The organism is Polaribacter sp., from assembly GCF_039939415.1.
Classification (GTDB): Bacteria; Bacteroidota; Bacteroidia; order Flavobacteriales; family Flavobacteriaceae; genus Polaribacter.
Genome location: NZ_JBDVJE010000048.1, coordinates 83,065 through 109,210 on the forward strand (window position 1 = coordinate 83,065; position 26,146 = coordinate 109,210).

At 27.2% G+C, this 26,146-nt stretch carries 22 protein-coding genes; 15 read left to right on the top strand and 7 right to left on the bottom strand.

The annotated features are described in order from the left end of the window. Positions 1–3: 3 nt before the first annotated feature. The gene (gene glmS, locus ABJG40_RS07595) at positions 4–1,860 is read left to right on the top strand and encodes a glutamine--fructose-6-phosphate transaminase (isomerizing) (protein ID WP_348023979.1); all 1,857 of its coding nucleotides are present in this window, start codon (positions 4–6) and stop codon (positions 1,858–1,860) included. A 50-nt stretch (positions 1,861–1,910) separates the two neighbouring features. Here the strand turns inward: glmS and ABJG40_RS07600 are convergent, their stop codons facing one another. The 3 genes from ABJG40_RS07600 to ABJG40_RS07610 all read right to left on the bottom strand — a co-directional run bounded on the left by ABJG40_RS07600 (position 1,911) and on the right by ABJG40_RS07610 (position 3,966). Next, positions 1,911–2,645, bottom strand: coding sequence for an energy transducer TonB (locus ABJG40_RS07600; RefSeq protein ID WP_348023980.1), 735 nt, complete (start codon positions 2,643–2,645; stop codon positions 1,911–1,913). Positions 2,646–2,771: 126 nt separating this feature from the next. Beyond that, positions 2,772–3,377, bottom strand: coding sequence for an NAD(P)/FAD-dependent oxidoreductase (locus ABJG40_RS07605; RefSeq protein WP_348023981.1), 606 nt, complete (start codon positions 3,375–3,377; stop codon positions 2,772–2,774). Between the two features lies 1 nt (position 3,378). After that, the gene (locus ABJG40_RS07610) at positions 3,379–3,966 is read right to left on the bottom strand and encodes a MarC family protein (protein ID WP_348023982.1); all 588 of its coding nucleotides are present in this window, start codon (positions 3,964–3,966) and stop codon (positions 3,379–3,381) included. An 83-nt stretch (positions 3,967–4,049) separates the two neighbouring features. On the opposite strand from ABJG40_RS07610, the gene ABJG40_RS07615 reads away from it, so the two are divergent. After that, positions 4,050–4,619 carry a DUF3109 family protein gene (locus ABJG40_RS07615; protein WP_348023983.1) on the top strand — a complete coding sequence of 190 codons (570 nt, stop codon included), beginning with the start codon at positions 4,050–4,052 and terminating at the stop codon, positions 4,617–4,619. Here ABJG40_RS07615 and ABJG40_RS07620 read toward each other — a convergent pair. Both ABJG40_RS07620 and ABJG40_RS07625 read right to left on the bottom strand, forming a co-directional pair. Beyond that, the gene (locus tag ABJG40_RS07620) at positions 4,611–6,527 is read right to left on the bottom strand and encodes a tetratricopeptide repeat protein (protein ID WP_348023984.1); all 1,917 of its coding nucleotides are present in this window, start codon (positions 6,525–6,527) and stop codon (positions 4,611–4,613) included. The two genes, ABJG40_RS07615 and ABJG40_RS07620, sit on opposite strands and share 9 nt — an antisense overlap. Before the next feature lie 3 nt (positions 6,528–6,530). Further along, the gene (locus ABJG40_RS07625; protein ID WP_348023985.1) at positions 6,531–7,265 is read right to left on the bottom strand and encodes a LytTR family DNA-binding domain-containing protein; all 735 of its coding nucleotides are present in this window, start codon (positions 7,263–7,265) and stop codon (positions 6,531–6,533) included. A 496-nt stretch (positions 7,266–7,761) separates the two neighbouring features. Between ABJG40_RS07625 and ABJG40_RS07630 the strand changes: the two genes are divergently transcribed. Then, a complete protein-coding gene (locus tag ABJG40_RS07630; protein WP_348023986.1) occupies positions 7,762–10,890 on the top strand; it encodes a CHAT domain-containing tetratricopeptide repeat protein in 3,129 nt (1,042 codons plus the stop codon). Here the strand turns inward: ABJG40_RS07630 and ABJG40_RS07635 are convergent. Further along, the gene (locus tag ABJG40_RS07635) at positions 10,870–11,490 is read right to left on the bottom strand and encodes a hypothetical protein (RefSeq protein ID WP_348023987.1); all 621 of its coding nucleotides are present in this window, start codon (positions 11,488–11,490) and stop codon (positions 10,870–10,872) included. The genes ABJG40_RS07630 and ABJG40_RS07635 overlap by 21 nt on opposite strands. A 5-nt stretch (positions 11,491–11,495) precedes the next feature. After that, positions 11,496–12,041: a sigma-70 family RNA polymerase sigma factor gene (locus tag ABJG40_RS07640; protein WP_348023988.1), complete on the bottom strand. Its 546-nt coding sequence runs from the start codon at positions 12,039–12,041 to the stop codon at positions 11,496–11,498. Positions 12,042–12,141: 100 nt separating this feature from the next. On the opposite strand from ABJG40_RS07640, the gene ABJG40_RS07645 reads away from it, so the two are divergent. The 12 genes from ABJG40_RS07645 to ABJG40_RS07700 all read left to right on the top strand — a co-directional run bounded on the left by ABJG40_RS07645 (position 12,142) and on the right by ABJG40_RS07700 (position 26,137). Continuing rightward, positions 12,142–13,554 (top strand): hypothetical protein, encoded by a 1,413-nt coding sequence (locus ABJG40_RS07645; protein WP_348023989.1) that lies wholly within the window; start codon positions 12,142–12,144, stop codon positions 13,552–13,554. Positions 13,555–13,565: 11 nt separating this feature from the next. Further along, positions 13,566–14,150, top strand: coding sequence for a hypothetical protein (locus ABJG40_RS07650; protein WP_348023990.1), 585 nt, complete (start codon positions 13,566–13,568; stop codon positions 14,148–14,150). 6 nt (positions 14,151–14,156) lie between these two features. Beyond that, positions 14,157–17,993: a T9SS type A sorting domain-containing protein gene (locus tag ABJG40_RS07655; protein ID WP_348023991.1), complete on the top strand. Its 3,837-nt coding sequence runs from the start codon at positions 14,157–14,159 to the stop codon at positions 17,991–17,993. A 9-nt stretch (positions 17,994–18,002) separates the two neighbouring features. After that, the gene (locus ABJG40_RS07660) at positions 18,003–18,746 is read left to right on the top strand and encodes a hypothetical protein (RefSeq protein WP_348023992.1); all 744 of its coding nucleotides are present in this window, start codon (positions 18,003–18,005) and stop codon (positions 18,744–18,746) included. A 100-nt stretch (positions 18,747–18,846) separates the two neighbouring features. Further along, positions 18,847–19,587, top strand: coding sequence for an energy transducer TonB (locus ABJG40_RS07665; protein WP_348023993.1), 741 nt, complete (start codon positions 18,847–18,849; stop codon positions 19,585–19,587). Between the two features lie 67 nt (positions 19,588–19,654). After that, entirely contained in the window at positions 19,655–20,401 is a 747-nt protein-coding gene (gene deoC / locus ABJG40_RS07670) for a deoxyribose-phosphate aldolase (protein WP_348023994.1), read from the top strand. A 3-nt stretch (positions 20,402–20,404) separates the two neighbouring features. Beyond that, a complete protein-coding gene (locus ABJG40_RS07675; RefSeq protein WP_348023995.1) occupies positions 20,405–20,977 on the top strand; it encodes an acyltransferase in 573 nt (190 codons plus the stop codon). Between the two features lies 1 nt (position 20,978). Continuing rightward, entirely contained in the window at positions 20,979–23,048 is a 2,070-nt protein-coding gene (locus ABJG40_RS07680; protein WP_348023996.1) for a gliding motility protein RemB, read from the top strand. Between the two features lie 195 nt (positions 23,049–23,243). Next, positions 23,244–24,146 (top strand): heme o synthase, encoded by a 903-nt coding sequence (gene cyoE, locus ABJG40_RS07685; protein ID WP_348023997.1) that lies wholly within the window; start codon positions 23,244–23,246, stop codon positions 24,144–24,146. A gap of 1 nt (position 24,147) precedes the next feature. Continuing rightward, positions 24,148–24,735: a cytochrome c oxidase subunit 3 gene (locus tag ABJG40_RS07690; RefSeq protein ID WP_348023998.1), complete on the top strand. Its 588-nt coding sequence runs from the start codon at positions 24,148–24,150 to the stop codon at positions 24,733–24,735. A 57-nt stretch (positions 24,736–24,792) separates the two neighbouring features. Beyond that, the gene (locus tag ABJG40_RS07695; protein ID WP_348023999.1) at positions 24,793–25,776 is read left to right on the top strand and encodes a cytochrome c oxidase subunit 3; all 984 of its coding nucleotides are present in this window, start codon (positions 24,793–24,795) and stop codon (positions 25,774–25,776) included. Positions 25,777–25,795: 19 nt separating this feature from the next. After that, positions 25,796–26,137, top strand: coding sequence for a cytochrome C oxidase subunit IV family protein (locus ABJG40_RS07700; protein WP_348024000.1), 342 nt, complete (start codon positions 25,796–25,798; stop codon positions 26,135–26,137). Positions 26,138–26,146: the final 9 nt, after the last annotated feature.

The following is a 26,146-nucleotide window of genomic DNA, read 5'->3' on the forward strand; positions in this document are numbered from 1 at the left end:
GTTATGTGTGGAATAACAGGGTATATAGGTTTTAGAGATGCATATCCAATAGTTGTAAATGGTCTTAAAAGATTAGAGTATAGAGGCTATGATAGTTCAGGGATAATGATGTTTGATGGAAATAAAATTCAGCTTTCTAAAACAAAAGGAAAAGTTTCTGATCTAGAAGATATTACCAATAAAGAAGAAGAAAGAAAGAAAGGAAATATAGGAATTGGGCATACACGTTGGGCAACTCATGGAGTGCCAAATGATGTTAATTCTCATCCTCATATATCTCAGTCTGGAGATTTAGTAATAGTTCATAATGGAATTATAGAAAACTATGATACACTAAAAAAAGAATTAATTTCTAGAGGTTATACTTTTAAAAGTGATACAGATACAGAGGTTTTAATCAATTTAATAGAAGAAGTAAAAAAGCAAGAAAAATGTAAACTTGGACAAGCTGTACAATTAGCTTTAAATAATGTAATTGGAGCTTATGCAATTGCTGTTTTTGATAAAACAAAGCCAAATGAACTTGTAGTAGCTCGTTTAGGAAGTCCTATTGCTATTGGAGTTGGTAAAAAAAATAAAGAATTTTTTGTAGCATCAGATGCTTCACCTTTTATAGAATTTACCAAAGATGCTATTTATTTAGAAGATGAAGAATTAGCAATTATTAAAATTAATAAAGGAATTAAAGTCCGTAAAATAAAAGATGATTCTATTGTAGATACCAATATTCAGCAACTAAAACTAAGTTTAGATCAAATTGAAAAGGGTGGTTATGAGCATTTTATGTTAAAAGAAATTCATGAACAGCCTAAAGCAATTATAGATACTTATAGAGGTAGAATGTTGCCAAAAGATGGTATTATAAAAATGTCTGGTATAGATGATCATTTAAATAAGTTTTTAAATGCTAAAAGAATTATTATTATTGCTTGTGGTACATCTTGGCATGCAGGTTTAGTTGGCGAGTATTTAATTGAAGATATGGCTCGAATTCCTGTAGAAGTAGAATACGCTTCTGAGTTTAGATATAGAAACCCAATTATTACACCAGATGATGTTGTTATTGCTATTTCTCAATCAGGAGAAACAGCAGATACTTTAGCTGCAATAAAATTAGCAAAATCTAAAGGTGCATTTGTTTTTGGAATTTGTAATGTTGTAGGTTCTTCTATAGCAAGAGAAACTCATGCAGGAGCTTATACGCATGCTGGACCAGAAATAGGGGTAGCCTCAACAAAAGCTTTTACAACTCAAATTACAGTGTTGTCATTAATTTCTTTAAAACTAGCAAAAGTAAAAGGGACTTTATCAAATTCTGCTTATAGAATGTATTTGCAAGAATTACAGTTAATACCACAAAAAATAGAATCACTTTTAAAAATAGATGATAAAGTTAGAGAAATTGCAGACGTTTATAAAAATGCTCCTAATTGTTTGTATTTAGGTAGAGGTTTTAATTTTCCAGTTGCTTTAGAAGGAGCGTTAAAATTAAAAGAAATATCTTATATTCATGCAGAAGGATATCCTGCTGCAGAAATGAAACATGGACCTATTGCTTTAATTGATGAAAATATGCCAATTTTTGTAATAGCAACAAATAAAGGTCATTATGAAAAGGTGGTAAGTAATATTCAAGAGATAAAATCTAGATCTGGAAAAATTATTGCCATTGTAACAGAAGGAGATGAAACTGTAAAAGAAATTGCAGATCATGTTATTGAAATTCCTGAAACAGAAGATGCTTTAACACCTTTATTAACAACAATTCCTTTTCAGTTATTATCTTATCATATAGCAGTATTATTAGATAAAAATGTTGATCAGCCAAGAAATTTAGCAAAATCTGTTACTGTAGAGTAATATTTTTATAAATTCATAAAAAAAAGCCAGCTAACTTAGCTGGCTTTTTTTTAGGTTCTTACTTCAAATGTAATAGGTATACTATAGCTAACACCTACAGGATTTCCTCTTTGTTTTCCTGGTGTCATTTGTGGTAAAGAGCTAATAATTTTTACAACCTCTTTTTCTAATCTAGGGTGTGGTCCTCTTGCTCTAACATTTGTAATGTTCCCTTTTTTATTAATTGTAAAAACAACAAATAATTTCTTTTTACCAGGTTCTAAACCTAACTCATTAGCTAAGTTTACATCAAATTTTCTTCCAAAATATTTTGTTACCTTTTCTGTAAAACATTTTTTAAGTTTGGTGTTATTTCCTTTACAGCCAGGATAAACAGGTACTCTCTCAATTAAAATAAAAGGAATGTCTTCTTCTACTTCTTCTGCTTCTTCTATTTCAATGATATCTTCTGTATCAATAATTACACCTTCGTCTTCATCAGTCTCTGTAGATTCAATTACAGTTTCTTCAATTTCTTTTTCATCTTCAACAACCGTTATTTGCTCAACAACTGGTGGTGGTGTGTTTTTTGGTGGTGGTTTTACTTCTTGAATTTCAATAATAGGAATATCTTCCTTCATGTCTTCAACCATATTTGCTTGTCCTAAGCTCTGAAGGTCGTTTTTTTCATAAGTTTTATGTTCTATTAATGTATAAATAATAAATAGCGTAAGAACTAACCCTATTTGCAAGAAAATTTTACTGTAATTTTCTAATTGTTGTTTTGGATTTTTTTTAATTTCCATTTTGTAACCCTTTTATGAATTTTGTATTCTTTTTTTTAAAATATTCTCAGAAATTATCAAATTCTTAATAATTTGATTTCTGATTATAAAATTAGAAATTTAAAGAGCTCTAAAATATGATTTAAATCATAATTTATCATGAACTTTGGTGGGCTTATTTTCGTTCCAAAGAGTTAAGATATCTGTAGCAATACTTGCCCCACTACCTGCAGCAATAGCAAATTGACTTCTAAAGCCAGCAATTGTTCCGCAACAGTATAAACCACTCTTAATGAGTTGTTTATGGTTTTTTAGTTGAATTCTGTTTTTAGTAGGATTTGCTCTTTTATGTGGTTCTATATAACTTGTTAATCCATCTATTGTAAAAGGTTTAGAATAATTAAGTGCAACAATAACAATTTTACTATAAAAAACTGCGTTGTTTGTACTGATTTTGAAACCATTAATATCATCTAATACAGATAAAACTTTTTGATTTTCTATTTGTTTTACATGTGGATATAAAGAAGATAGTTGTTCTTTACCTTCTAATAAAATATTTTTTCCCAGAGTGTTAGGAGATAACCCTAATACATTATTAAATAATGCATTTTGAAGGTGAGATGATTTTTGATGTGCAATAATACCAATGTTTTTATCTTTTGCAAAAGGTTTGTTTTTTGCAGAGCCTAAAACTAAAGCACATTGTAAACCAGATACGCCACCACCAATTATTAAAACATCAAAATTCATATTAAATAAAAAGCATTTTAATATTAGCGGCAAATAATTTAACAGCAATGGCTAATAAAATTACACCAAATATTTTTCTTATTATTTGAATTCCATTAGGACCAATAATTCGTTCTATTTTAGAAGAAGTTTTAAGAACAATATATATTAGTAATACATTTAATAAGACAGCAACTATTATGTTTTCAATAAAAAATTCTGCTCTTAAAGATAGTAAAGTTGTTAGGCTTCCTGGACCAGCAATTAAAGGAAAAGCTAAAGGAAATATAGATGCTGTAATTGCATTTACATCACCATCATTATCTTTATACAAAGTAATTCCTAATATCATTTCTAAAGCAATAAAAAATAAAATAAAAGCCCCTGCAACAGCAAATGAGTTTACATCAATACCTATTAAGCCTAATAAACTTTGTCCTAAAAACAAGAAAATAATCATTATAAAACCTGCTATAAGAGAAGCTTTTTCAGATTGAATATGACCAGCTTTCTTTCTTAAATCTATAATGATAGGAATATTTCCAATAATATCTATTACTGCAAATAGAACCATAAAGGCTGTAAAAATTTCTTTAAGGTTAAAATTCATAATTTTTTAATTTTTTGCAATATTAGATAACTTAGTTTAAGTAAACGTAAAGTTATAGAAAAAAATAATACTATTTTTGCTGTATGTTTCAATTAGGAAAAACGATAGTTTCAGAAGATATTATTGAGAAAGATTTTGTTTGCAATATTTCTGCTTGTAAAGGTGCTTGCTGTATAGATGGTGAAGCTGGAGCTCCTTTAGACAAAGAAGAAACAAAAATTTTAGAAGATATTTATCCAAAAGTTAAACCTTTTTTAAGAAAAGAAGGTATAGAAGTCATTGAAAAAGAAGGAACTTGGGTAAAAAGTGAATGGGGAGAATTAGAAACACCTCTTATTAATGGAGCAGATTGTGCTTATGTTATTTTTGATGAAAAAAATACTGCACTTTGTGCTATTGAAGAAGCTTACAATCAGGGTGAAATAGATTGGAAAAAACCTGTTTCTTGCCATTTATATCCTGTAAGAGTTAAAGATTATAGCGAATTTGCTGCTGTAAATTACCATAAATGGGAAATATGCGATGATGCTTGTACTTTGGGAAAAGAGTTGCAAGTGCCAGTTTATAAGTTTGTTAAACAAGCTTTGATTAGAAAGTTTGGACAAGATTGGTATGATGAGTTAGAAAAAGTGGCAGAAAAACACTTAAAATAAAGGTAGTTTAATTATAACTTTTGTTCCTAAAGCATATTTATTTTCGTTTTCTAAATCTTTATATATTATTGAATAATCGTTTTTTAAATTTTTAGAAAAATTAATTAATCTATCTACAGTTAGATTAATTCCAATAGATTTTCTAGTGATAGATTTTTCTGCCTTAATTTTTGCAGAAGCTGTTCTACCAATACCATTGTCTTCTATTTCAATTTTAACAAATTCTGATGAAATTTTATTGATAGAAATCTTTATTTTCTTATTCTCTTTTTTAGATGATAAACCATGCCACAAAGAGTTTTCTAAAAAAGGTTGTAATACTAAAGGCGGAATTTTAATTGTTTGTAAACTAATAGAAGAATCAACTTCAATTTGAAAATCAATTTCATTAGAAAAACGAATATTTTCTATACTCATATAAAGTTTCATTGTTTCTATTTCTTCTGCCAAAGTAGTTTCTTGTATAGAGGAAGCTTCTAATATTTTTCGCATTAATTTAGAAAACTTATTAAGATAAGAAGTTGCTTTTTTTTTGTCATTCTCTATAATATAAAGTTTTATAGAGTTTAATGCATTAAACATAAAATGTGGATTCATTTGACTTCTTAAAGCATCTTGTTTAAGAGAAAGAATTCTTTTTTCATTTTTAAGTGTTTTTTGACGATAAATAGAAAATGTAATAATTAAAATTAAAACAATAACACTAGTAGCTAAAAGCCATAAATTTCTAATTCTATTAATTTGTAATTCTGAAATTTTATTTTTTTTTGCTAAATCTTTAATTTGATTTTCTGCCCTTTCTCTATTGTATTCTGTAATTAAATCTCTAACATAGATTAAGTTTTTAGCATTAAATGTTTTATAATCTTCTTCTTTTGCAATCTTAAAATGATTATAGGCTTTTTTATGATCTCCTATTTTATCATAAAGAATTGCTAAGTTTTCATTTGCTTTTACAACGATAGTCTGAATATTATGTTTTTTTGCGATATCTAAGGCTGTATTTAGATTTTTTTTGGCTGTAGAAAACTGACCTAAATATATATTAGATAGGCCTAATGTGTTATATGTATTAGATAGGTAAAATTTGTCATTTTCTTTTATTGCTATTGGTAGAATAGCACTTACTGTTTTATAAGCTTTTTGATAATAACCTTTTTTTAAAAGAACACTTGCAATACTATAACCACAAATTATTTTACCAATTTTAGAATCTATTTGATTGTTATAATCTAGAGATTTAGAATAATTTTTTAACGCTTTATTTAAATTACTAAGGGCTTCATGAGCTGTTCCTATGTTTTGATAATTAATAGCTAAGCCTAATTTATTATTTACTTTTTTTTGAACAACAATAGATTTGCTAAACTCTTCAAGTGCCAAATTATATTGTTTAAGAGAGTTGTATATATTACCAATACTATTTTGTGAAACACTAATAATTTTCTCTATATTTAAATCGATATTTTTAAGACCAAGAGCTTTGTCTAATGCTTCTTTGTGATAATTTAAAGCATTAATAATTTCATCTTGTCTTCTATAAACAGAGCCAATATTATTTAATGTTATTAACTCATTTTCAATGTTATTTAATTGTCTAATTATTTTTAAAGCTTGGTTATATTCTATAAGCGCTTTATCAAAAAAAGAAAAGTCTCTGTAATATTTACCTAAAGCGCTTTTTGCGTAAAAAACACCTTCAAAATAATTATTTTTTTCACTGGTTTTAATTATTTGTTCTAAATAATTTTTATTTTTTCTATGTTTTTTAAAAATAGAATCTATAATATTTATAGAGCTTGGTTTATTTTTAATTAAAAAAGTTAATTTTTGGTCTAATTCAGTTTCTTGACTAAAAGAAGTAAGAGAGAAAAAAAATAAGAATATTAAGAATATTTTATGCTTCATATCTTAAAGTTTATCTAAAAATTCTGTTTTCTTTTGTCTAGAAACAGGTATTTTATGGTTTTGTTCTAAAACCACGTAGCCATCTGTTTTATAATATTCTTTTACTTTTTTTAAATTGATGATGTATGAGTTATGAATTCTAAAAAAAACTTCTTGTGGTAATAAAGTATTTACTTCTTTTAATTTTTTAGTAACCACAATTTTTTTGTTTTCATTAGTGTAAATTGTAGAGTAATTTCCATCAGATTCTATAAAGAGAATTTCTTCTGGTGCTAAAAATATTAACCTACCATCTGTATTTATTGTTATCTTTTTATTGTTTAACTTTTCATTAAAAGATAATAATACTTTTTCTATTTTGTTAGAGTAAACAGTTTTAAAGCTAAAATTATTTATTTTTTTTATAGTTTCTTCTAGATCATCTGTATCTATTGGTTTTAATAGATAATCTATAGCATCATTTTTTAGAGCTTTAATTGCGTACTCATTATATGCTGTTGTTATTACTACAGCAAAATCTCTAGACTTAAGTTTACTTAAAAACTGAAAACCATCCATAGTTGGCATTTCAATATCTAAGAAAAGACAATCAATGTCATTTTCTGCTAAATATATTAGTGCTTTTTCGGGTTCATTAAATGTTGCAATAACTTTAATTTGATTACTGAAATTAGATAATTCCCAAGATAAGCCTTGTATTGCCTTTGGCTCATCATCAACAATAACAGATGTTAACATAAAAATGATTTTAACCAAAAATACTATAATATTTACATTCTAATTATTTTAATTTAATAGAAAAGTACAAGTAGTTGGTTTTTTATGCAATTTATACAGTATTTACAACCATTTATACAAAAGTGAGTTTTAAAAGTTAAAGTCTTTCTTACCTTTGTAGAGCATTTTGGGGGAAATGTAAATTTTTACAAAAAAATTAAAGTATAAGTTGATTTACTGTAGGGGGTAAATCAATTTAAACGAAAAGCACCACATTTATGTGGTGCTTTTTTATTTATTAATATTTGTAGAATATTCAAAGCATAAAAAAAATGCAACACTTAAACTACATTACTAAAAATTCTTTTTTCGGATAAAATAATATGCTATTGTAATAACTATTAGAATTATAAAAATAACAGCAGAATAATTATATGAGTTAGAAAAAGTAGCAGAAAACTATAAATAGAAAACTATTTACTATTTTTGAATTAATTGTATGAAAATTAAACTGTTGATGTTCAAAAAAAGTTGGTTATCTTATTTTTTTACTTTTCTTTTTGTACAAATTCTTTGTGCTCAAAAAAGTGAAAACATTATAGAAGATAAATTACAATTAGCAGATTCTATTTTTTTTCATCACACAGAATATTCTAAAAAAGAAACACTTAAGAAATCAATATCGATTTATAAGAAATATTTAAAAGCTAATAAAGATACTTCTAGCTTAAAAAATAAAAAAATACTTGCTAAAAAATATGCTGTAAAAGCACTTTTAGAAGTTGCAGAAATAAGAGTAGATTCTGCATATCCTTATTTAAAAAAATCTTTATTACTTCAACAAAAATTCACGAAAAAAGACAGTTATTTAAAAGGGCATGTTTACAGACAAGTATATTTATATTGGGGTTTAAAAGGCAAACAAGACTCCGTAATTTACTATACAAAAAAAGCAGAAGAATCATTTAAAGACACTTTAGGGTTATATCATAAATATATTTCTGAAGCAATGTATGAAAGAGCGAGTGCAATTGGAAGAAAAGGAAATAGAAGAGAAGAAGTAGCGTTAAGTAAAAGAGCAATTGCAAATAATATTGCTTATCAAGGAGAGTTTAGTTCAGATGTAGCAGTACAAGAACATATTTTAGCTACAGTTTATGATAATTTGGGTTATTATCAAAAAGAATTAGAAAGCTATAAAAAAGTAATTAAAATTTGGGAAGTAAAACCAAATCATAAAGATATGAGTTACTTAAATATTGCATATAATTCTGTTTGTATGTGGTATTTACAACATGGAGATCTAAAAAAAGCAGAACAATATTTATTAAAAAGTGAAAGTTTGGTTAGAAATAAAAAACAAGATATTTCTAATTGGTTTAATGAAACATTTAAAGGAAGAACACAACTAAGTAGTTGGTATTATAGAGGTAAGTTGTTAGCTTATAAAAAAGATACAGTTGGTGCTTTAAAATACGTAAATAAAATTTTGTTTTTTGTAAATAATTTTGACAAGAATAAAAGAGAAAATAACCCTCACAATCTTTCTTATTTTTACGAGTTTGTAAAAAATTATCAAATGGCAGCTTTAAGATTTAAAGCAAGTTTATTAAGGGAAAACTATCCTCATAAATCTAAAAAAATAAGCAATCAAATTTTAAATATTTCTGATGTAAAAAAAGTGTCTAGATTTACTTTAAAAGATCGATTACATATAATAGATTATTATATAAAATACGATTCTATTTCTAAATTAAATTTATTCTTAGAAACCAATATTAAAGGAGCAAAAGTAAATAATGATGAGTATAGTTTACTACATTTTTATGCAAAAAAAGCAGGTTTACTTTTAAAACAAAAAAAGTATAAGGAGTTAAAAAATGTATATAAAAAGTTATTTAAAAAAACACAAAGAGACACCACCAAAATTATTGATATTGAGAAGTTAAATTACGATGAAATAAACGCTTACGGTAGCCAAAGTATATTAGATATTTTAATAAATGCTAGTGTAAATTATAAGATGCTTTATCTAGAGACTAATGATAAATTAGCAATTAAAAATGCCTATAGTATAATAAAATTAGCTTCAGAAATTTTCTCTAAAAATTTTAATCATTTAAGGTATAATGAACAGAAATATATAATAACAACAAAAATACACGAACAATTATTATCTATAGCTTTGCTTGATGAAAGTATTTCTAAAGATGAAATTATAGAAATTATAGAAGAAAATGGTTCTAAATCTATTTGGAATAAATTTTTAAACAGTCAACAAAGAAAATTTTTAAACATTCCAGATTCAATTTTGCAAAAAGAAAACGAACTTTTGTCAGAATTATATTACTATAAAAAGCAATTGTATTTAAACAAAGAAAATAATGTTGATAAAGAAAATTTGTATAAAAAAAATCTACTAACAGTAAGTAATGAAATTGAAGAAGTAGAAAAGTGGTATCAAGAAAATTATCCTATTTATTACAATCAAAAAGTAAAATTATTTAAACTTAAAGAGTTAAAACAGAAAATAAAAAGCAATCAAAAAGTGATTAAATATATTTTTTCTGAAGAAAATTTATATGCTTTTATCATCACAAAAAACAACACAAAACTTATTAAAGTTGGTCATAATATTAAAATAAATAAAGCAGTAAAACCATTAATTAAATTGCTAAAAACACCTAATAAAAAAGGGTATAATACTTATGCAGAAAAAGTTTATCAACTATTATTGTTACAAGTAAATTTATTAGAAGATAAAAAAGAGGAGTTAATTTTTATACAAGATGATGTTTTAAATTATATTCCTATGGAGACTTTAATTGATGTTCATGGAAAGTTTTTAATTGAAAACAAAAAAGTAAGTTATGCCCCTTCTTTATTATTATTAAATGGGCAAATTAACGCAAAAAAATCTAAAAAAAATAAATTAGGAATTTATGCACCAATCTATCAAAAATATGATAACAAAAATCCTAAAAGGAGTGATAATACTGCATTGTTAGGTGCCTCTAAAGAAGCAACTAAAATAGCCAATATATTTGCTGCAGAATTGTTTACAGGTGCGCAAGCAAATAAAGATAAGTTTTTTAAAAATGCTTCTAATTATAGCATGTTACATTTGGCAATGCACTCTTCTTTTAATAATGTACATCCAGAGTTTTCTAGTTTAAATTTTTCTTCAAAAGAAAAGGATAATCAATTATTTGTTTCAGAGTTATACAATCTATCTTTAAATGCAGATTTAGCGGTGTTAAGTGCTTGTAATACTGGTTCTGGGAAAATTAAAAAAGGAGAAGGTTTGGTAAATGTTTCTAGAGCTTTTACGTATGCTGGTGTGCCAAGTTTGGTTGTAAGTTTATGGGGTGTTCCAGATAAAGAAACATCTATAATAATGATAGATTTTTACAACGAATTAAAAAAAGGAAAGTCTAAAAATGAAGCATTACAAATAGCAAAATTAAATTACTTAAATAATGCAGAATATAAGACTTTAAAACATCCTTTTTATTGGGCTGGTTTTATTGTTTCTGGAGATGTAAGTCCAATAAATACGTCTTTTAATTATTGGTGGATTATTTTTGTTTTAGGTGGTTCTTTATTGATTTTTTATAGAAAAAAATTACTGAAGTTGTTTCAATAACTTTTCTATTTGTGCTATTTTAAACTCTTTTATATTGTTGTCTTTTAGATAAGTTAAATACTTTTTGGCATCTTTAGGTGCATTTATTTTTAAAGAAGCTAAAGCTAAATACCACAAACGTTCTTCTTGCCATTTTTTATCATTATCAGAAATTTTTAATAAATTTTTAATAGCTTCCTTAGGCTTTTCTATTTGTAAATAAGCATTTGCTTTGTAAAAATTTAAGGTGTTTGTATCTAAAGAATCTTTAGCAGTTAATTTATTAAATAATGTAATTGCTTTTTTATATGAGCCATTTTCGTAATTTGCAAAAGCTTCAAATTTAGGTGTATAGGTTGTTTTATCTCTAACAATAGGAACTATAATATTTCTATAAGGAGTAAAATTTTCTGCAAATAATTCTTGATTAGATTTAGAATTATTTGACAATGTAAAATAACTAGTTAACCCAATTATAGCAGCAATAGAAGCTGCAATTAACCAGTTTGTTTTTTTAGGTTTAATAGTGCTTTCAACAGATTGTAAATATGTTTTCTGTTGTTTACGTTCTTCAATTGTAATTACTTTTTTTAGATTTTTATCAAACTCTAAATCTTCCATGAGTTTTATTTTTTAATCTGTTCTTTTAATTGTTTTATACATCTAGATTTCTGACTTTTAACTACATTTTTATCTTTGTAGTTTAACCTCTCAGATATTTCATCAATTGTAAAACCACGATAGTAAAATAATGTTAAAACTTCTTTACATTTTTTACCAAGAGTAGAAAAAGCTTCTTGTAATAAAACCTGTAACTGATTTGTTTCTTCATCTAAAAAATTAGTACTAATTTCTTTATAATTATAGTCTTCATTTTCTAAAGGAAAATCACTAACTTTCTTATTGTTTTTTCTAGCTTTTTCAAATAACATATACTTACCAATACCAAATAAAAAAGTTTTTATTGAGCAGCTTAAATTATCCAATTCACCTTTTATTGCTTTTTCTTGCAAAGCAATAATTGCATCTTGATATACATCTAAAATATCATCATTTGAAATATTGAATTTTTTAGCAAAATTGATAAATGAATCTCTGTTCTTTAGATAGATCATTTTAAGAGCTTCTTTATCAGATTCTTTTAAAAGTATTACAAGTTGCTGTTTGTTCATTAATGATTCTAAAAGTGAAAGGTTAACAAAAAAATAAAAATAAATAAAAAAACGTTAACCTTTCACTTTTAGAATCATTAAAAGAAAATAGACTTAAAAGATGAAGCTAAAAACCAACTACCAAACGCTTATTACATTTCTTGTTTTATCAACCTTTACTATAGCTCCAACAAATGCTCAATTATGGAAAAGATTAAAAAAGAAAGTTCAGAATAAAGTAGAACAAAAAATAGAAGAAAAGATTGATAAGGAAACAGATAAAGTTATTGATAGTACTTTAAATGGCAAAAAACCTAAAAAAGTTCTAAAAAATGATAAAAAATCAAAAATTGATGATAGAAACAAATCTTATGGGTCATCATCAATTATGCACGCTGTTTTATACGGAGCTATTAATATAAATCATCTTTCTAAAACAAAAGTAAATAAAAGAGGAAAAGAGGTTGAAATAATAGGTTATTGGGACACTTTTGGTGCTGATGTACATGATGGATATATTATCAAATTAAAAAATGTTGATGATATCAATAAACTTCAAAACAAAACATTTAAAATCCCAGAAGAAGTTAGTTTGCAATTAGATTATGATGCTTTAGTAAAAGGTCAGTTTAATTTTGATCAAATGGTTAGTGCTCCTCAACAAGGATTAAAATTTACAAGTGGTACAGTAACAATTACCTTTAATAAAGATGAAAATATTATTATTAACTTCTCTGGAAAGGCGAAACTTAGTAATGTTAAAACTGAAAGAGGAAAAGGTGATTTTAATAAAGGATTTACACTTGCCAATATTAGTGGAATGATAAATACAACTGAACCAGAATATACCATTACAAGAGAAAGAAAAACTAAAGAAAAAAATCCAGTTGATGCTCATACAGAAGATGAAAAAATGGAAATGTTAAGAAAAGTTTTGCCAACTGTAAACATTCCATCAACTTTTAATTTTAATAAAGGTATTGAAGTTAAAATGATAGATGAAAGAGGTGATGTTCAAAATATAGAATTTTTAATTGGTAAGTATCCAGATATTTATGGAATGTCTATTACTACTAAAGAAATGCAAGGTCAAAAAATGTTGATTGTAAACACTCCAAAAGCAATGACAATGTTTATAAATATGGGGGGAATGAAAATTAAAAAATCGACTTCTATAGAACAAATGGGAGACCAATATAATATGGAAGATAAAATCCCAGAAGAAGGTGATTTTGAATACAAAAAAACAGGAAATACCAAAACAATTATAGGCTATTTGTGTGAAGAAGTTAAGGTAGATTATAATTACACTAACCAAAAAGGAAGTACTTCGTTTTGGGTTTCTAAAAAGTTTCCTATTCAAAATAAAGCATTGCCAATGTTGGGTATGAAAATGAATAACCCTAATTTTTCTGGTTTTGTTTTAGAGATGAATACCATACAAAATGGAAAAAAAATTACAATAGAGGTTACTAATATTTCTGATAAATCAGTAAATATCAATACCAACGATTACAAAAAAATGGGGTTTTAAATTAAAGAGTTATGATAAAAAAAACAATATTATTTAGTTTGATGATTGTTTTATTTATCAATTGTTGGGGTGATAAAAAAACGGCAATTGGTACAAATTTTAACGATACTTCTTTTGTAAGTAAAAATTTTAAAACAAAAATTTATTTTTCTGATTTAGCTTCTCCTTGCAGTTATATTTCTAAAGAAATTTTAGCAAAATTATATAATGTTTCTGTTGATAAAATTTTAACTATTGAAGGAAATGCACAAAACAAAACGTGCACACTAAGAGTAAAGTTGTCTGATGAAGAATACAACTATTTAGTAGGAAGCATTCGTTTTTACGAAGAAAAAGACAAATTAGAAGATGGCACTTCTTGGGTAGAAAGTTGGCAATTACAAAAAGGGATTTCTAAAAGTGCAGAATGGATACCAAATTTAGGCAATGCTGCTCTTTGGATTGATAAAAAGCGAGAGTTAAGAGTAAAGTTTAAAAATTACACAATGGCTATAAATGTTCCTGGAGCTGCATTTAATAAAAAAGAAAAAGCTTTAAATAGAGATTATAAAAAAATTGCTTTGGCTTTGGCAGACAAAACACCAATACTAAAATAAAAAACTATGAAAACAAAATTATTTTTTATTGTTACAATACTATTTTCACAAATAGGTTTAGCTCAATATAATATTAATTCAAATGAATTATACCCAATAGAAATAGAAAAAATAATTTCTACAGAATCTACAAGTTATTTTGGGAACTCAGTTAGTTTTTCCAATGACGGAACAGTCTTAGCTATTGGTGAGTATGGATATGGAACATCCACTCGAGTTAATAGTGGTAGAGTGAGAGTTTATACAAACGAAACTGGTAGTTGGTTACAAAAAGGGCAAGATTTAATTGGAGTAGAAGACTTTTTTAACACTTATGGTAAAAAAGTAGAGTTATCATCAGATGGAAATACTTTAGCTGTTTACGATTCTCAAATTGGTATTACATTAAATACAGGAGAAACCATAGAAGACAAATATGGAGATTTAGCTCCTCAATATTTCCCTTACATACAAGTATATCAATTTGAAAATGGAATTTGGGCAAAAGTCGGAGAAGATTTTTTATGGGATGATGTTTTAGATATTGTTGATATGTCTCTTTCTGGGGATGGAGCATCAATAGCAATTGCACGTAAAACAGGAACAAAAATTTACGAATTAAACGCAAATAGCTGGGTTCAAATAGGGCAAGATATAGCTGTAAGAGATGAATTGTTTGATGAAAAAATTGATTTATCAGCTGATGGAAAAACTTTAATTATTGGTGATTCTTATTATAGTGATCCTAATTCAATAGATCAATTTTCTTATGAAGGACAAGTAAAAGTATATCAATATAATTCAAATACTTGGGGACAGTTAGGAAATACAATCAAAGGAACTGAAAATTTAGGGTATTTTGGAAGCAAAGTCAGTATCGCAGAAAATGGCAATACAATTGCAATTGGTACTGCTCAAACCAATAATGCAGATTATGTTGCTGTACTTGAGCTTACAGCTGATAATTGGGTGTCAAAAGGAGCAAATATTACTCAAGATGGAAGTTCTAAAATAATTAGTATGCAACTTTCTGGTAATGGAAATGCTATTGTAATTGGAGAAGCATTTAATGCAAGAGTTTTAAAATTTAATACAGATTGGGAGCAAGTTAATTTAGCTTTTGAAAGTGATGATAATACAGATGAATTTGGTTGTGCAGTTGCAATTTCTGGTAATGGAGAGGTTTATGCTGTTGGAGCTCCATCTATTGCAACAAGTGGAAAAAATGGTTATGTAAGTATTTTTAACCATAATAAAAATAAAATCAATCTTTTTGGAGAAGAACTTTATGGTAATGCACAATATGATTATTTAGGGAATAGTGTAAGTGTATCAGAAAACGGAAATATTATTGCTATTGGTGCATCAGGACAATATCAAACAAAATCAGTTTCAAGGGTAATGGTTTATGAAAAAACAATTAATGGTTTAGAGCAAATAGGTGAAGATATCTTAAACCCTTCTACTTATATCTATAGTGGTTTTGGTAGTGTTGTTGAGATAAGTGCAAATGGAAGCTTGTTGGCTATTTCTGCTCCCAATTTATATAATAGCGATTATGGAGCAGTGTATGTTTATCAAAGAAATGGTAATAATTGGGTGCCTTTTGGAAATCAAATTATTGGTGATTATGGTTCTAGTACAGGTGTATCAATTTCTTTTTCTAATGATGGTAATATTTTAGCAGTAGGTTCTTATGGTAATCCTGGAGGCGTAAATAATGATGGCCATAAAGGTTATACAACTGTATATAATTATACCAATGCAAATGATACTTGGGAGGTTTTAGGAGAGAGAATTCTAGGGGAAGCAACAGGGGATTATTCTGGAGGATCTATACATTTATCTGGAGATGGAAAAACGCTTGCAATAGGCGCTACAGGTAATGATGGAGCAACAACAAACAATGGTAGCCATGGACATGTTAGAGTGTTTCAATACAATAACAATAAATGGGAACAAAAGGGAAGTGATGTTGATGGAAATCCAGATTTTAATGCAAATTTTGGAGGTGTAGTTAAACTTTCTAATGATGGAAAAACATTAATGGTTTCAGATATTAATTCACAAACAAGTGCAGGAAGTGTAGAGTTATTTAATTGGGATGACAATAATAGTCTATGGGTAAGTGAGATTATTTTAAAATCATATACAAGTTCAGGAGCAAATAACGGCCACAGATTCGAGTTTGGTAAAGATATAAGTATGTCTAATGATGGAAATATATTGGTTATAGGAGAACATAAATGGCAAGAATTAAACAGCACAACAGATGGTAGAGGAAAAGTACACATTTATATTAAATCTGCTTCTGGTTGGGCAAAGAGTGAATTATTTTTAGAAGGAAGACATAGACGTCAATATTTTGGAGAATCAGTAAGCTTATCAGGAAATGGAAATACATTGGTTGTAGGTTCTTATAATTATGGAGCTTATGATGAAAATGTTAATTCTTATGCAGGCATGGCTGCTGTTTATCAACTTAATTTATGTTCTTCTATAGATAATTTTATACAAGTGGATGAACTTGGATCGCCTATAACTTCTATTCCAGATACAAATTTCGAGCAATATTTAATTGATGAAAACATTGATTCTGATGCAACTTTAAATGGCAGAGTATTAACTGCTGATATAGAAAACATAACACAAGTACTTGTTAATGATAAAAACATATCAAACTTAACAGGAATTCAAAATTTTAAAAGTTTAGTAGAGTTAAATGCAAAAAACAATAGTATTAATCAAGTAGATTTAAGTAATAATTTGCAATTAGAAATTGTAAATTTAGAGAACAATCATTTAAAGAATATAGATTTCACAACAAATCTAAATTTAAAAAATATTAATATTAGTGATAATCAACTAACAGAAATAGATGTTAATTTATTAGAAAATTTAGAAAGTTTACAGTGTTATAAAAACCAACTAACTTCAATAAATTTAATATCAAATAAGAAACTACAATTATTTGTAGCAAATGAAAATCAATTAAAACAATTAGATGTAAGACAAAACATAAATTTAATTTGGATAGATGTAGATGATAATAATTTAGAAAGTTTAGTTGTAAAAAACGGAAACAACACAAATACTGTCACCTTTAGCGCAACAGGAAATATAAATTTAACTTGTATAGAAGTAGATGATGCATCTTATAGCAATACAAACTGGAGCAACAAAGATGCTACAGCATTTTATGCTACAGATTGTGCACCTGCAAATGATGATTGTTCAAATGCAATTCCATTAGTTTTTGGACAACAAACATTAGGAGATGTTAATAGCGGAACTGCAAACAATAATCCAAGTTGTGCAGTAGGCACTGTACTTACAGATGTTTGGTATTCAGTAGAAGTTCCAACCACAGGAGAGTTTGCTATTGAAGGAACTCCAGGTGAAGGAGTACTTAAATTTGCCATTTATGCATCCTGTACAAGTGTAGCGCCAATAGCTTGTGGTACTAGTATTTCTTTAGATAATTTAACAGTAGGTACAAAATTTTTCTTAAAAATTTGGATTGAAAATTCATCAAGTAAAACAAATCAAATACAATCTGATAGCGGAACTTTTTCTATCAAATTAAAAGACTCTAGTGTACTTTCTTTACAAGACTTGTTTATAGACGATATTGAAGTTAGTATTTATCCAAATCCAGCGGTTGAATTTATTAGTATTAAATCACTTAATTCTTCAATAGGTAAAGTAGAAATATTTAATACAATCGGCAAAAGAGTAGTTTTTAAAAAAGTAAATAATAAAAAAGAAATAAAGTTAAGCACATCAGTTTTATCTAAAGGAATTTACTTGGTAAAAGTTTTATCAGATAGAAAAACATCAACAAAAAAAATATTAATAAACTAAATTTAAATTATGAAAAAGAAAGTAATTACAAAAACAAAAAAAATCTTCTCATCACTTTTATTATTTTCAATAATAATTATGTCATCGTGTAGCAGTAATGATGATAATGAAGTAATTATAGAAGAAGAATTATCTGAAATAGTAATGCAAGATTTTGTAGATAATATACAAGCATTATCTGTGCCTTCTACATTATCAAATTCTAACAATCAATATGCACAACAAGCAAATGCACAATTCGAAACATTAAAAACTTTAAGTTCGTCTTTTGCTGCTTTTTTTATTCTACCAAGTAATGCAGTATCTGCTAAATATGTATCAAAAACTGCACAAAAATCTAATTTGTTAAATAGTACTAAAACCTATACATGGTCTTCTAACGGAATTATGGTAGAATATACAATTACAGAAGCATCAGATAAATATAGCTTTTCTTATTCTGTTAGCAGTGTAGATTTTACAGGTAAATTTATGGATGGGAATCAATTAAAAGACGGCAGTTATGCGGTGGTAAATATATATTCAGAAGATAATACCTTATCATCTACCATTAAATGGTGGTTAAATGCTGATGTAACAAAAATAGAATTAATGTCTGATGATTATACAATTGTTTTAGAATCTAATGGAACTGATAATTCTGGAAGTTTAAAAGTTTATGAAAGTTCATTTTTAGCAGCACTTTATACTTGGAATTCTAATGGTACAGGAAGTTATATAGATTATTACAGTAACGAAACATATACTTGGTAATTTAAAATAAAAAAAACAGCAGCAAAGAAATTTGCTGCTGTTTTTTTTATGGCACGCTCTTTGATTTTAACAAGTCTTTAACACTTAAAACTTTCTAATTATGAAAAACACAAAAAAACTACCAACCAAACAATTAGAAAAGTTCTCTAACATTTTTACCCAGTTAGGACTTGTATTAGTACTCTTTATTGTTTACATAACATTAGAGTACCAAACCGTACAAAAAACAGTAGCTGTTTTAGAACCAGATAAAAAAGATATTGTTTATTTTGATTCTACTACAGAAGTTATTTTTACTAAAGAACCTAAAACTGTTCCAAAAGTAAAAAAAACAACCACTGTTTTTATTCCTGATGCGAAAATTGAAAAAGGAGATAACAATATTATTGAGACAATTATAGATACCTCAGAAGAAACACCAGAATTAATTGATTTGGATAGTTTTATAGAAATTAAAGAGGATGAAGATTTAGAACCAGAAGACGAAGTAGATTTTATAAATATTCAAAATGCACCCGTTTTTAAAGGATGTGAAAATTTATCAGAAAAAGATAGTAAAAGATGTTTTGATAAAAAAATGAAACAATTTGTACAACGTAATTTTGATATAGAATTAGCCAATGAATTAGGTTTGCATTCTGGCAAACATAAAATTCAAACACAATTTGTTATAGATAATAAAGGAGAAATTGTAGATGTTAAAATAAGAACTGCATACAAAGCTCTAGAAAAAGAAGCAAATAGAATTATTAAGAAGTTGCCTAAATTTAAACCTGGTAAACAAAATAGTAAAACTGTAAAAGTTAGGTATAACTTGCCTATTTCCTTTAGGATAGAATAAAAATTTGCCCAACCAAAAGGTTGGGTTTTTTTATCTTTAATTTTTTATAATTTCATACTTTTGTAATATGAAAATCAATCAGTATTTAGATGCTACTTACTTAAAAATAGCAAGTCAAGCAAATCTTTCAGAAGAAGAAAATCAACAAAAAGTTATCGAATTAATTAAAGAAGCAATTTTGTATGATTATAAACTAATAATGATTCGTGCTAATTATATTCCTTTAGCAAAGAAAATGCTTCTAGAAGCAGGTAAAAATATTCTTATAGGAACTGTAATTGGTTTTCATGAAGGCACTTATACTACAGCAGAAAAATTAGAAGAAGCTAAAATAGCTATTGATTTAGGTGCAGATGAATTAGATTTTGTAGTTAATTATGAGGCTTTTAAAAGAGGTGAAATAGATTTGGTAAAAAACGAAATTATTCAAGGAATTAAATTATCATTAGACAATAATAAGGTTGTAAAATGGATAATTGAAGTTGCTGCCCTAACAAATAAAGAAATAGTTGTAATTTCACAATTAATTAAAGACATTGTTTTTACAAAATTTGGAGAAGAAAACGCAAGTAAAGTTTTCGTAAAATCATCAACAGGTTTTTTTAAAACAGAAAATAATTTACCAAATGGAGCTACGTTTGAAACAATGAAATTAATTGCAGAAAACTCAAAACCATTAAAAATAAAAGCAGCAGGAGGTGTAAGAGATTACGAAACTGCTGTAAAAATGATTGAACTAGGTGTAGATAGAATTGGTACTTCATCATCTAAAGAAATTGTAAACAAAGAAAAAAACTCAAATTCAGGATACTAATTTATGCCAGAATACTTTGCACATGAAACAGCAGTAATTGATGCTAATTGCAGTATTGGAAAAGATACCAAAATTTGGCATTTTAGTCATATTATGTCTAATTGTGTAATTGGTGACCAATGTAATATTGGTCAGAATGTAGTGGTTTCTCCAAAAGTAGTTTTAGGTAAAAATGTTAAAGTACAAAACAATGTATCTATTTATACAGGAGTAATTTGTGAAGATGATGTTTTTCTGGGGCCTTCTATGGTTTTTACAAACGTAATTAATCCAAGAAGTGCCATTAAAAGAAATACAAATTATCAAAAAACTATAGTTAAAAAAGGAGCCAGTATAGGTGCTAATGCAACCATTATTTGTGGAAACAATATTGGAGAGTATGCATTTATTGGTGCAGGAGCTGTAGTTACTAAGGAAGTTTTACCTTATGCACTTGTTGTAGGCAATCCATCAAAACAAATTGGTTGGGTAAGTGAGTTTGGACATACATTAGAATTTAACGAAAACGGAACTGCATTTTGTAAAGAAAGCAATCAAAAATATCAACTAACAGATAACACTGTTATAAAATTATAGAATGATAAAAAAATATATATTTTTAGTTTTATTATTTCCATCAATATTACTTGCACAAGAAGAAAGATATCCTGTTTTTGATGTGTGTAAAGGAAAAGAAATTAAATCTTTAGAAAAGTGTTTTTATATTACCACAAAAAAACACTTTTTTTCAGAATTTAAAACACCGTCAATAGTAGAAAATGAAGGTTTTAATGGAACAGCTAACACTATTTTTGCAGTAACTGCAGAAGGAGAGTTTAAATTAATTTATGTAAATACTCCTTATGAAGAAATTAAAGAAGCAGTAAAAGAAGCTTTTAAAATATTTCCAAAAATTACCCCAGCTTTTTATAACAACCATGCTATAGAAATGAAGTTCGAGCTTCCAATAAAGTTTCCAATTATAGACCAAAATTCTTTTAAAGCAGACTCTAATACAACATTAGAGGTAAAAAAAGAAAGTTTATTTGATGTTGTAGAAAAAACAAGAATTGCAGATTCTACCTTTTTAGAACATAATAGTAAATTAAACATTCCTTTTACTCATAAAAATTATGTGGATTATGAATATGCTTTACACAAAGCAAAAGGAACTCATACAGCATCTAAGCCATATAGTTATAATGAGATAAGTAAGCATTATAATCTTACGGAAGAAAAAAAGAAATTTTTAAAACCAAATAAAAGAACTTGGTTGGGTAATAAAGTTTGGAATGAACATTTATTACAAGTAAAAAAAGATGATTATTGGTTTACAGTAGATATGCTGTTTGATGTTCAATTAGGAAAAGATAACTCAGATTTAGCCTACACTTTTAACAACTCTAGAATTGTAAATATTAATGGAGAAATTGGTAATAATTTTTCATTTTCTACAACCTATTCAGAAAGTCAAGGAAGATTTGCAGAATATATAAATAGTTATATTACAAATCCGGCTTTAAACTTTAAACCTAAAAACTCTGAAGGTTTAGTACCTGGTAGAGGAAAATCTAAAGGACATAGAACAGATTCTCACGATTATCCTGTGGCAGAAGCATATTTAGCATATACACCAAATAAGCATATGCAATTTCAATTTGGTAATGGTAAGAATTTTATTGGAGATGGGTATAGATCATTTATTTTGTCTGATGTTTCTGCACCTACTACTTATTTAAAAATGAAAGTAGATTTGTGGAAATTTCAATATACAAACATTTGGATGTGGAATACAGAACCATCTATAAGTTCTGTGTCAGACCCTAATGAACATGCAAGAAAATATGTTGCAGCTCATTATTTAAGTGTAAACATTACAGATAAATTAAACTTAGGTTTTTTCGAAACTGCCATTTCTGCTGGAGAAAATGGCATAGATGCAGGTTTTTTAAACCCTATAATTTTTTATAGATCTTTAGAGTTTAATAGAGGTGAAGATGCAGGAAACGCAATTATTGGTTTAACAGGAAAGTACAAACTAAATAATAATATTTCTCTTTATTCTCAATTTATGGTTGATGAGTTTTCTTTTGGTAATTTTAGTGATATGAGTGATTGGAAACATAAGTTTGCATATCAAATAGGAGCTAAATACTTTGATGCTTTTAATGTTGAAAATTTATTTTTACAATTAGAATATAATCGTGCTCGTCCTTATACTTTTGCACATAAATCACCAATTCTAAATTACGGAAATTATAGTCAACCTCTTGGACATCTTTGGGGTGCAAATTTCTGGGAAGCAATTGCAATAGCAAGATATAAAAAAGATAGATGGAGTGGAAGTGCAAAAATTATTTATGGAAAAAAAGGTTTCGATTTAAATGATCAGGCAATAAGTTATGGTGGAGACATCTATTTAACTTATGAAGCTAGATTAGCAGATACAGGTATAGAACTTACACAAGGTAATACAGCAAATATCTTTATTGCAGATTTACAAGCCAATTATTTAATCAATCCATCTAATAATACAAATCTTTTTGCAAGTTTATCTTTTAGAGATTTTTCATCAGAAATACCTTTAACTAGTTATCCATCAGGAACAAATATTTGGTTTTCTGTTGGTGTTAGAGCAGATTTGTTTAATTGGTACTTCGATTTTTAATAAATTTAGTAAAAAAGAAAAAATATTATCTATATATTTGCAGTGTGGTTTTTTATTAAGCCACACTTTTTCTTTTTCATAGCAATTTTCCCACTCAATTTATTGAGTGGGTTTTTTATTTAAATCAAAAGCCAATAAAAAACATGGTAAAGTCATAATAATCAAATACCTTTGCAAACTATTTTTTTATAAAATTTGAAATCAACAGTTATTACAGATAATAAAATATCTATGCAAAGTATTATTTCTGACTTTAAACAACTAACCAAGGTTGGCTTGTCTTTAAGTGTTGTGTTTTCTTCAGTAGCAGGATATTTACTTGCTATAGACGTAATTAATTATTTTACTGTTATTTTATTAGCAATAGGTGGTTTTTTTATGGTTGGAGCATCAAATGCATTTAATCAAATTATAGAAAAAGACACAGATGCAATAATGAAACGTACACAAAATAGACCTTTGCCAACAGGTAGAATGTCTGTTAATGTTGCATTAGCTTTAGCAATAGTATTTACAATATTAGGGTTAACTATTTTATATACAATTAACCCAAAGACGGCTTTGTTTGGAGCAATTTCAATATTTTTATACACTAGTGTTTATACACCATTAAAACCTGTAACTCCATTATCTGTTTTTGTTGGGGCTATTCCTGGAGCAATTCCATTTATGTTAGGTTGGGTTGCAGCTACTAATAATTTTGGTATGGAAGCTGGTTTTTTATTTATGATTCAGTTCTTCTGGCAGTTTCCGCATTTTTGGGCAATTGGTTGGTTACAACATGAAGAGTATAAGAAAGCAGGATTTAATTTACTACCTATGGGTAAAAAAGATAAAGGAGCAGTAAAACAAATTATTTTTTATACTGTAATAATGATATTGGTCTCAATCTCACCTGTATTAAAATTATCTGGTGCTTTTTATATTCATCCAATAACAGCAGTAATAGTTGCTTTATTAGGGTTTTATATGTTGTATTTTGGTGTTAAATTACATAAAAGTGAAGAAAATATAGATGCTAGAAAACTAATGTTATCTAGTGTTTTGTATATTACAATGGTACAAGTTATATATGTAGTAGATAAATTTTTACATTAAAATGGTACAAGAACAAATAGTACAAGAAGAATTATTAGTAGCAAAGAAAAAATCTGCAAAACCAATGTTATGGGTTTCCATGATAAGTATGGTTATGTTTTTTGCAGGATTAACAAGTGCATATGTTATAAGTATGAAAAGAGATGATTGGGTAACTTTTAATTTACCTCAAGCATTTTATGTAAGTACTTTTTTAATTGTTGCAAGTAGTATTACCTTATTTTTATCACAGAAATTCTTAAAAAATGATAAAAGACAATTATCATTATTGTTAATTATACTAACATTTTTACTTGGTATAGGTTTTATTTGGCAACAATACGTAGGTTTTAATCAATTAAAAAGTGTTGGATTATTTTTTACAGGACCAGAAAGTACAGTGTCTACTTCTTTTATAATTGGAATTACTTTTATGCATGTATTACACCTGTTAGCAGGGGTTTTAGTGCTTTTAGTTGTTATTTATAATCATTTTAAATACAAATACAATTCAAACAATATGCTAGGGTTTGAACTAGGTGCAATCTTTTGGCACTTTGTAGATATACTATGGATTTATCTATTTTTCTTTTTCTATTTTATTAGGTGATGAAAAATAGTTATTTTTGGCGAACTAACTAAGAACTAATATAACACAGAATATAATATGGGAGCAAATATTGCTATACCAACAGATGGTAAAGAAACTTGGAGTGGTGGTGGAATAAAACCATTTGGAGCAAGTTATGGTAAAATGATGATGTGGTTTTTTATCGTTTCTGATGCCTTAACTTTTTCAGGGTTTTTAGCCGCTTATGGTTTAACACGTTTTAAATTTATAGATTCATGGCCAATTGCAGATGAGGTGTTTACTCACTTTCCTGGTTTACATGGTGTACATGCACCTATGTATTATGTGGCTTTAATGACATTTATTCTTATTGTTTCTTCTGTAACAATGGTTTTAGCAGTTGATGCTGGTCATCAAATGAAACAAAAAAAGGTAGCATGGTATATGTTTGCTACAATTATTTTTGGAATTATTTTTGTTGGTTCTCAAGCATGGGAATGGAAAAACTTTATAAACGGTTCTTATGGTGCAGTTAAAACTACAGATGGTAAAATTTTACAATTTGTAAAAGATGGTCATCAAATTGCTTTATCTGATTTTGTAGTAGGAGAAAGAACAGATGGTAGAGTGCAACACCAAAGAGAAAACGGATTGTGGTTTGAAAAAGAAGCAACTATTTCTACTTATTCAATTGCTCAAATTCAAGATTCTTATAAAGCGAATTCAGATATTCAAGTTCGTACAGAACTTATAGATCCTGCAACAAAACAAAAAACGATTCTTTCTAGAGAAGAAGGTTTAGCACAATTAGCTAAAACAAAATTAGTTGTTGAGGGAGCCAATCTTGAAGTAAACGAATATGGAAATACAATTTTTGCTGATTTCTTTTTCTTTATTACAGGGTTTCATGGGTTTCACGTATTTTCAGGAATCATTATTAATATCATAATTTTCTTTAACGTAGTTCTAGGAACTTACGAACGTAGAGGACATTATGAAATGGTAGAAAAAGTAGGGTTATATTGGCACTTTGTAGATTTAGTTTGGGTATTTGTATTTACATTCTTCTACTTAGTATAATTATAAAATAAGATTTAAAATGGCACACGCACACGAGTCAAACACAAAAAGAATTTGGATAGTTCTAGGTATTTTATCAGCATTAACTACTGTAGAAGTTGCATTAGGTATTGTTAAACCTGCAAGTTTACATCTTACAAGTTTTTTAGGAACTAGTCCTTTAAACTGGATATTTATTATCTTAACATTAGTTAAAGCATATTATATTGCTTGGGCATTTATGCATTTAGAGGGAGAAAAAAAATGGTTTAGACGTTCTATAGTCTGGTCTGCAGTTTTTTTAATTTGTTATTTAGTAACACTTATATTAATTGAAGGAGGTTATTTACATAGCACACTAGCACCACTTGTAAAATGGTAATTTAAAAAT

Excerpts from the sequence above, each read along its gene's own strand:
- ABJG40_RS07690 (WP_348023998.1), top strand. The coding sequence starts at position 24,148 with ATGGTACAAGAACAAATAGTACAAGAAGAATTATTAGTAGCAAAGAAA.
- ABJG40_RS07640 (WP_348023988.1), bottom strand. The coding sequence starts at position 12,041 with ATGAACAAACAGCAACTTGTAATACTTTTAAAAGAATCTGATAAAGAA.
- ABJG40_RS07650 (WP_348023990.1), top strand. The coding sequence starts at position 13,566 with ATGATAAAAAAAACAATATTATTTAGTTTGATGATTGTTTTATTTATC.
- ABJG40_RS07655 (WP_348023991.1), top strand. The coding sequence starts at position 14,157 with ATGAAAACAAAATTATTTTTTATTGTTACAATACTATTTTCACAAATA.
- ABJG40_RS07620 (WP_348023984.1), bottom strand. The coding sequence starts at position 6,527 with ATGAAGCATAAAATATTCTTAATATTCTTATTTTTTTTCTCTCTTACT.
- ABJG40_RS07615 (WP_348023983.1), top strand. The coding sequence starts at position 4,050 with ATGTTTCAATTAGGAAAAACGATAGTTTCAGAAGATATTATTGAGAAA.
- ABJG40_RS07665 (WP_348023993.1), top strand. The coding sequence starts at position 18,847 with ATGAAAAACACAAAAAAACTACCAACCAAACAATTAGAAAAGTTCTCT.
- glmS (WP_348023979.1), top strand. The coding sequence starts at position 4 with ATGTGTGGAATAACAGGGTATATAGGTTTTAGAGATGCATATCCAATA.
- ABJG40_RS07630 (WP_348023986.1), top strand. The coding sequence starts at position 7,762 with ATGTTCAAAAAAAGTTGGTTATCTTATTTTTTTACTTTTCTTTTTGTA.
- ABJG40_RS07680 (WP_348023996.1), top strand. The coding sequence starts at position 20,979 with ATGATAAAAAAATATATATTTTTAGTTTTATTATTTCCATCAATATTA.
- ABJG40_RS07610 (WP_348023982.1), bottom strand. The coding sequence starts at position 3,966 with ATGAATTTTAACCTTAAAGAAATTTTTACAGCCTTTATGGTTCTATTT.
- ABJG40_RS07600 (WP_348023980.1), bottom strand. The coding sequence starts at position 2,645 with ATGGAAATTAAAAAAAATCCAAAACAACAATTAGAAAATTACAGTAAA.
- deoC (WP_348023994.1), top strand. The coding sequence starts at position 19,655 with ATGAAAATCAATCAGTATTTAGATGCTACTTACTTAAAAATAGCAAGT.
- ABJG40_RS07660 (WP_348023992.1), top strand. The coding sequence starts at position 18,003 with ATGAAAAAGAAAGTAATTACAAAAACAAAAAAAATCTTCTCATCACTT.
- ABJG40_RS07625 (WP_348023985.1), bottom strand. The coding sequence starts at position 7,265 with ATGTTAACATCTGTTATTGTTGATGATGAGCCAAAGGCAATACAAGGC.
- ABJG40_RS07645 (WP_348023989.1), top strand. The coding sequence starts at position 12,142 with ATGAAGCTAAAAACCAACTACCAAACGCTTATTACATTTCTTGTTTTA.
- ABJG40_RS07695 (WP_348023999.1), top strand. The coding sequence starts at position 24,793 with ATGGGAGCAAATATTGCTATACCAACAGATGGTAAAGAAACTTGGAGT.
- ABJG40_RS07675 (WP_348023995.1), top strand. The coding sequence starts at position 20,405 with ATGCCAGAATACTTTGCACATGAAACAGCAGTAATTGATGCTAATTGC.
- ABJG40_RS07635 (WP_348023987.1), bottom strand. The coding sequence starts at position 11,490 with ATGGAAGATTTAGAGTTTGATAAAAATCTAAAAAAAGTAATTACAATT.
- ABJG40_RS07605 (WP_348023981.1), bottom strand. The coding sequence starts at position 3,377 with ATGAATTTTGATGTTTTAATAATTGGTGGTGGCGTATCTGGTTTACAA.
- ABJG40_RS07700 (WP_348024000.1), top strand. The coding sequence starts at position 25,796 with ATGGCACACGCACACGAGTCAAACACAAAAAGAATTTGGATAGTTCTA.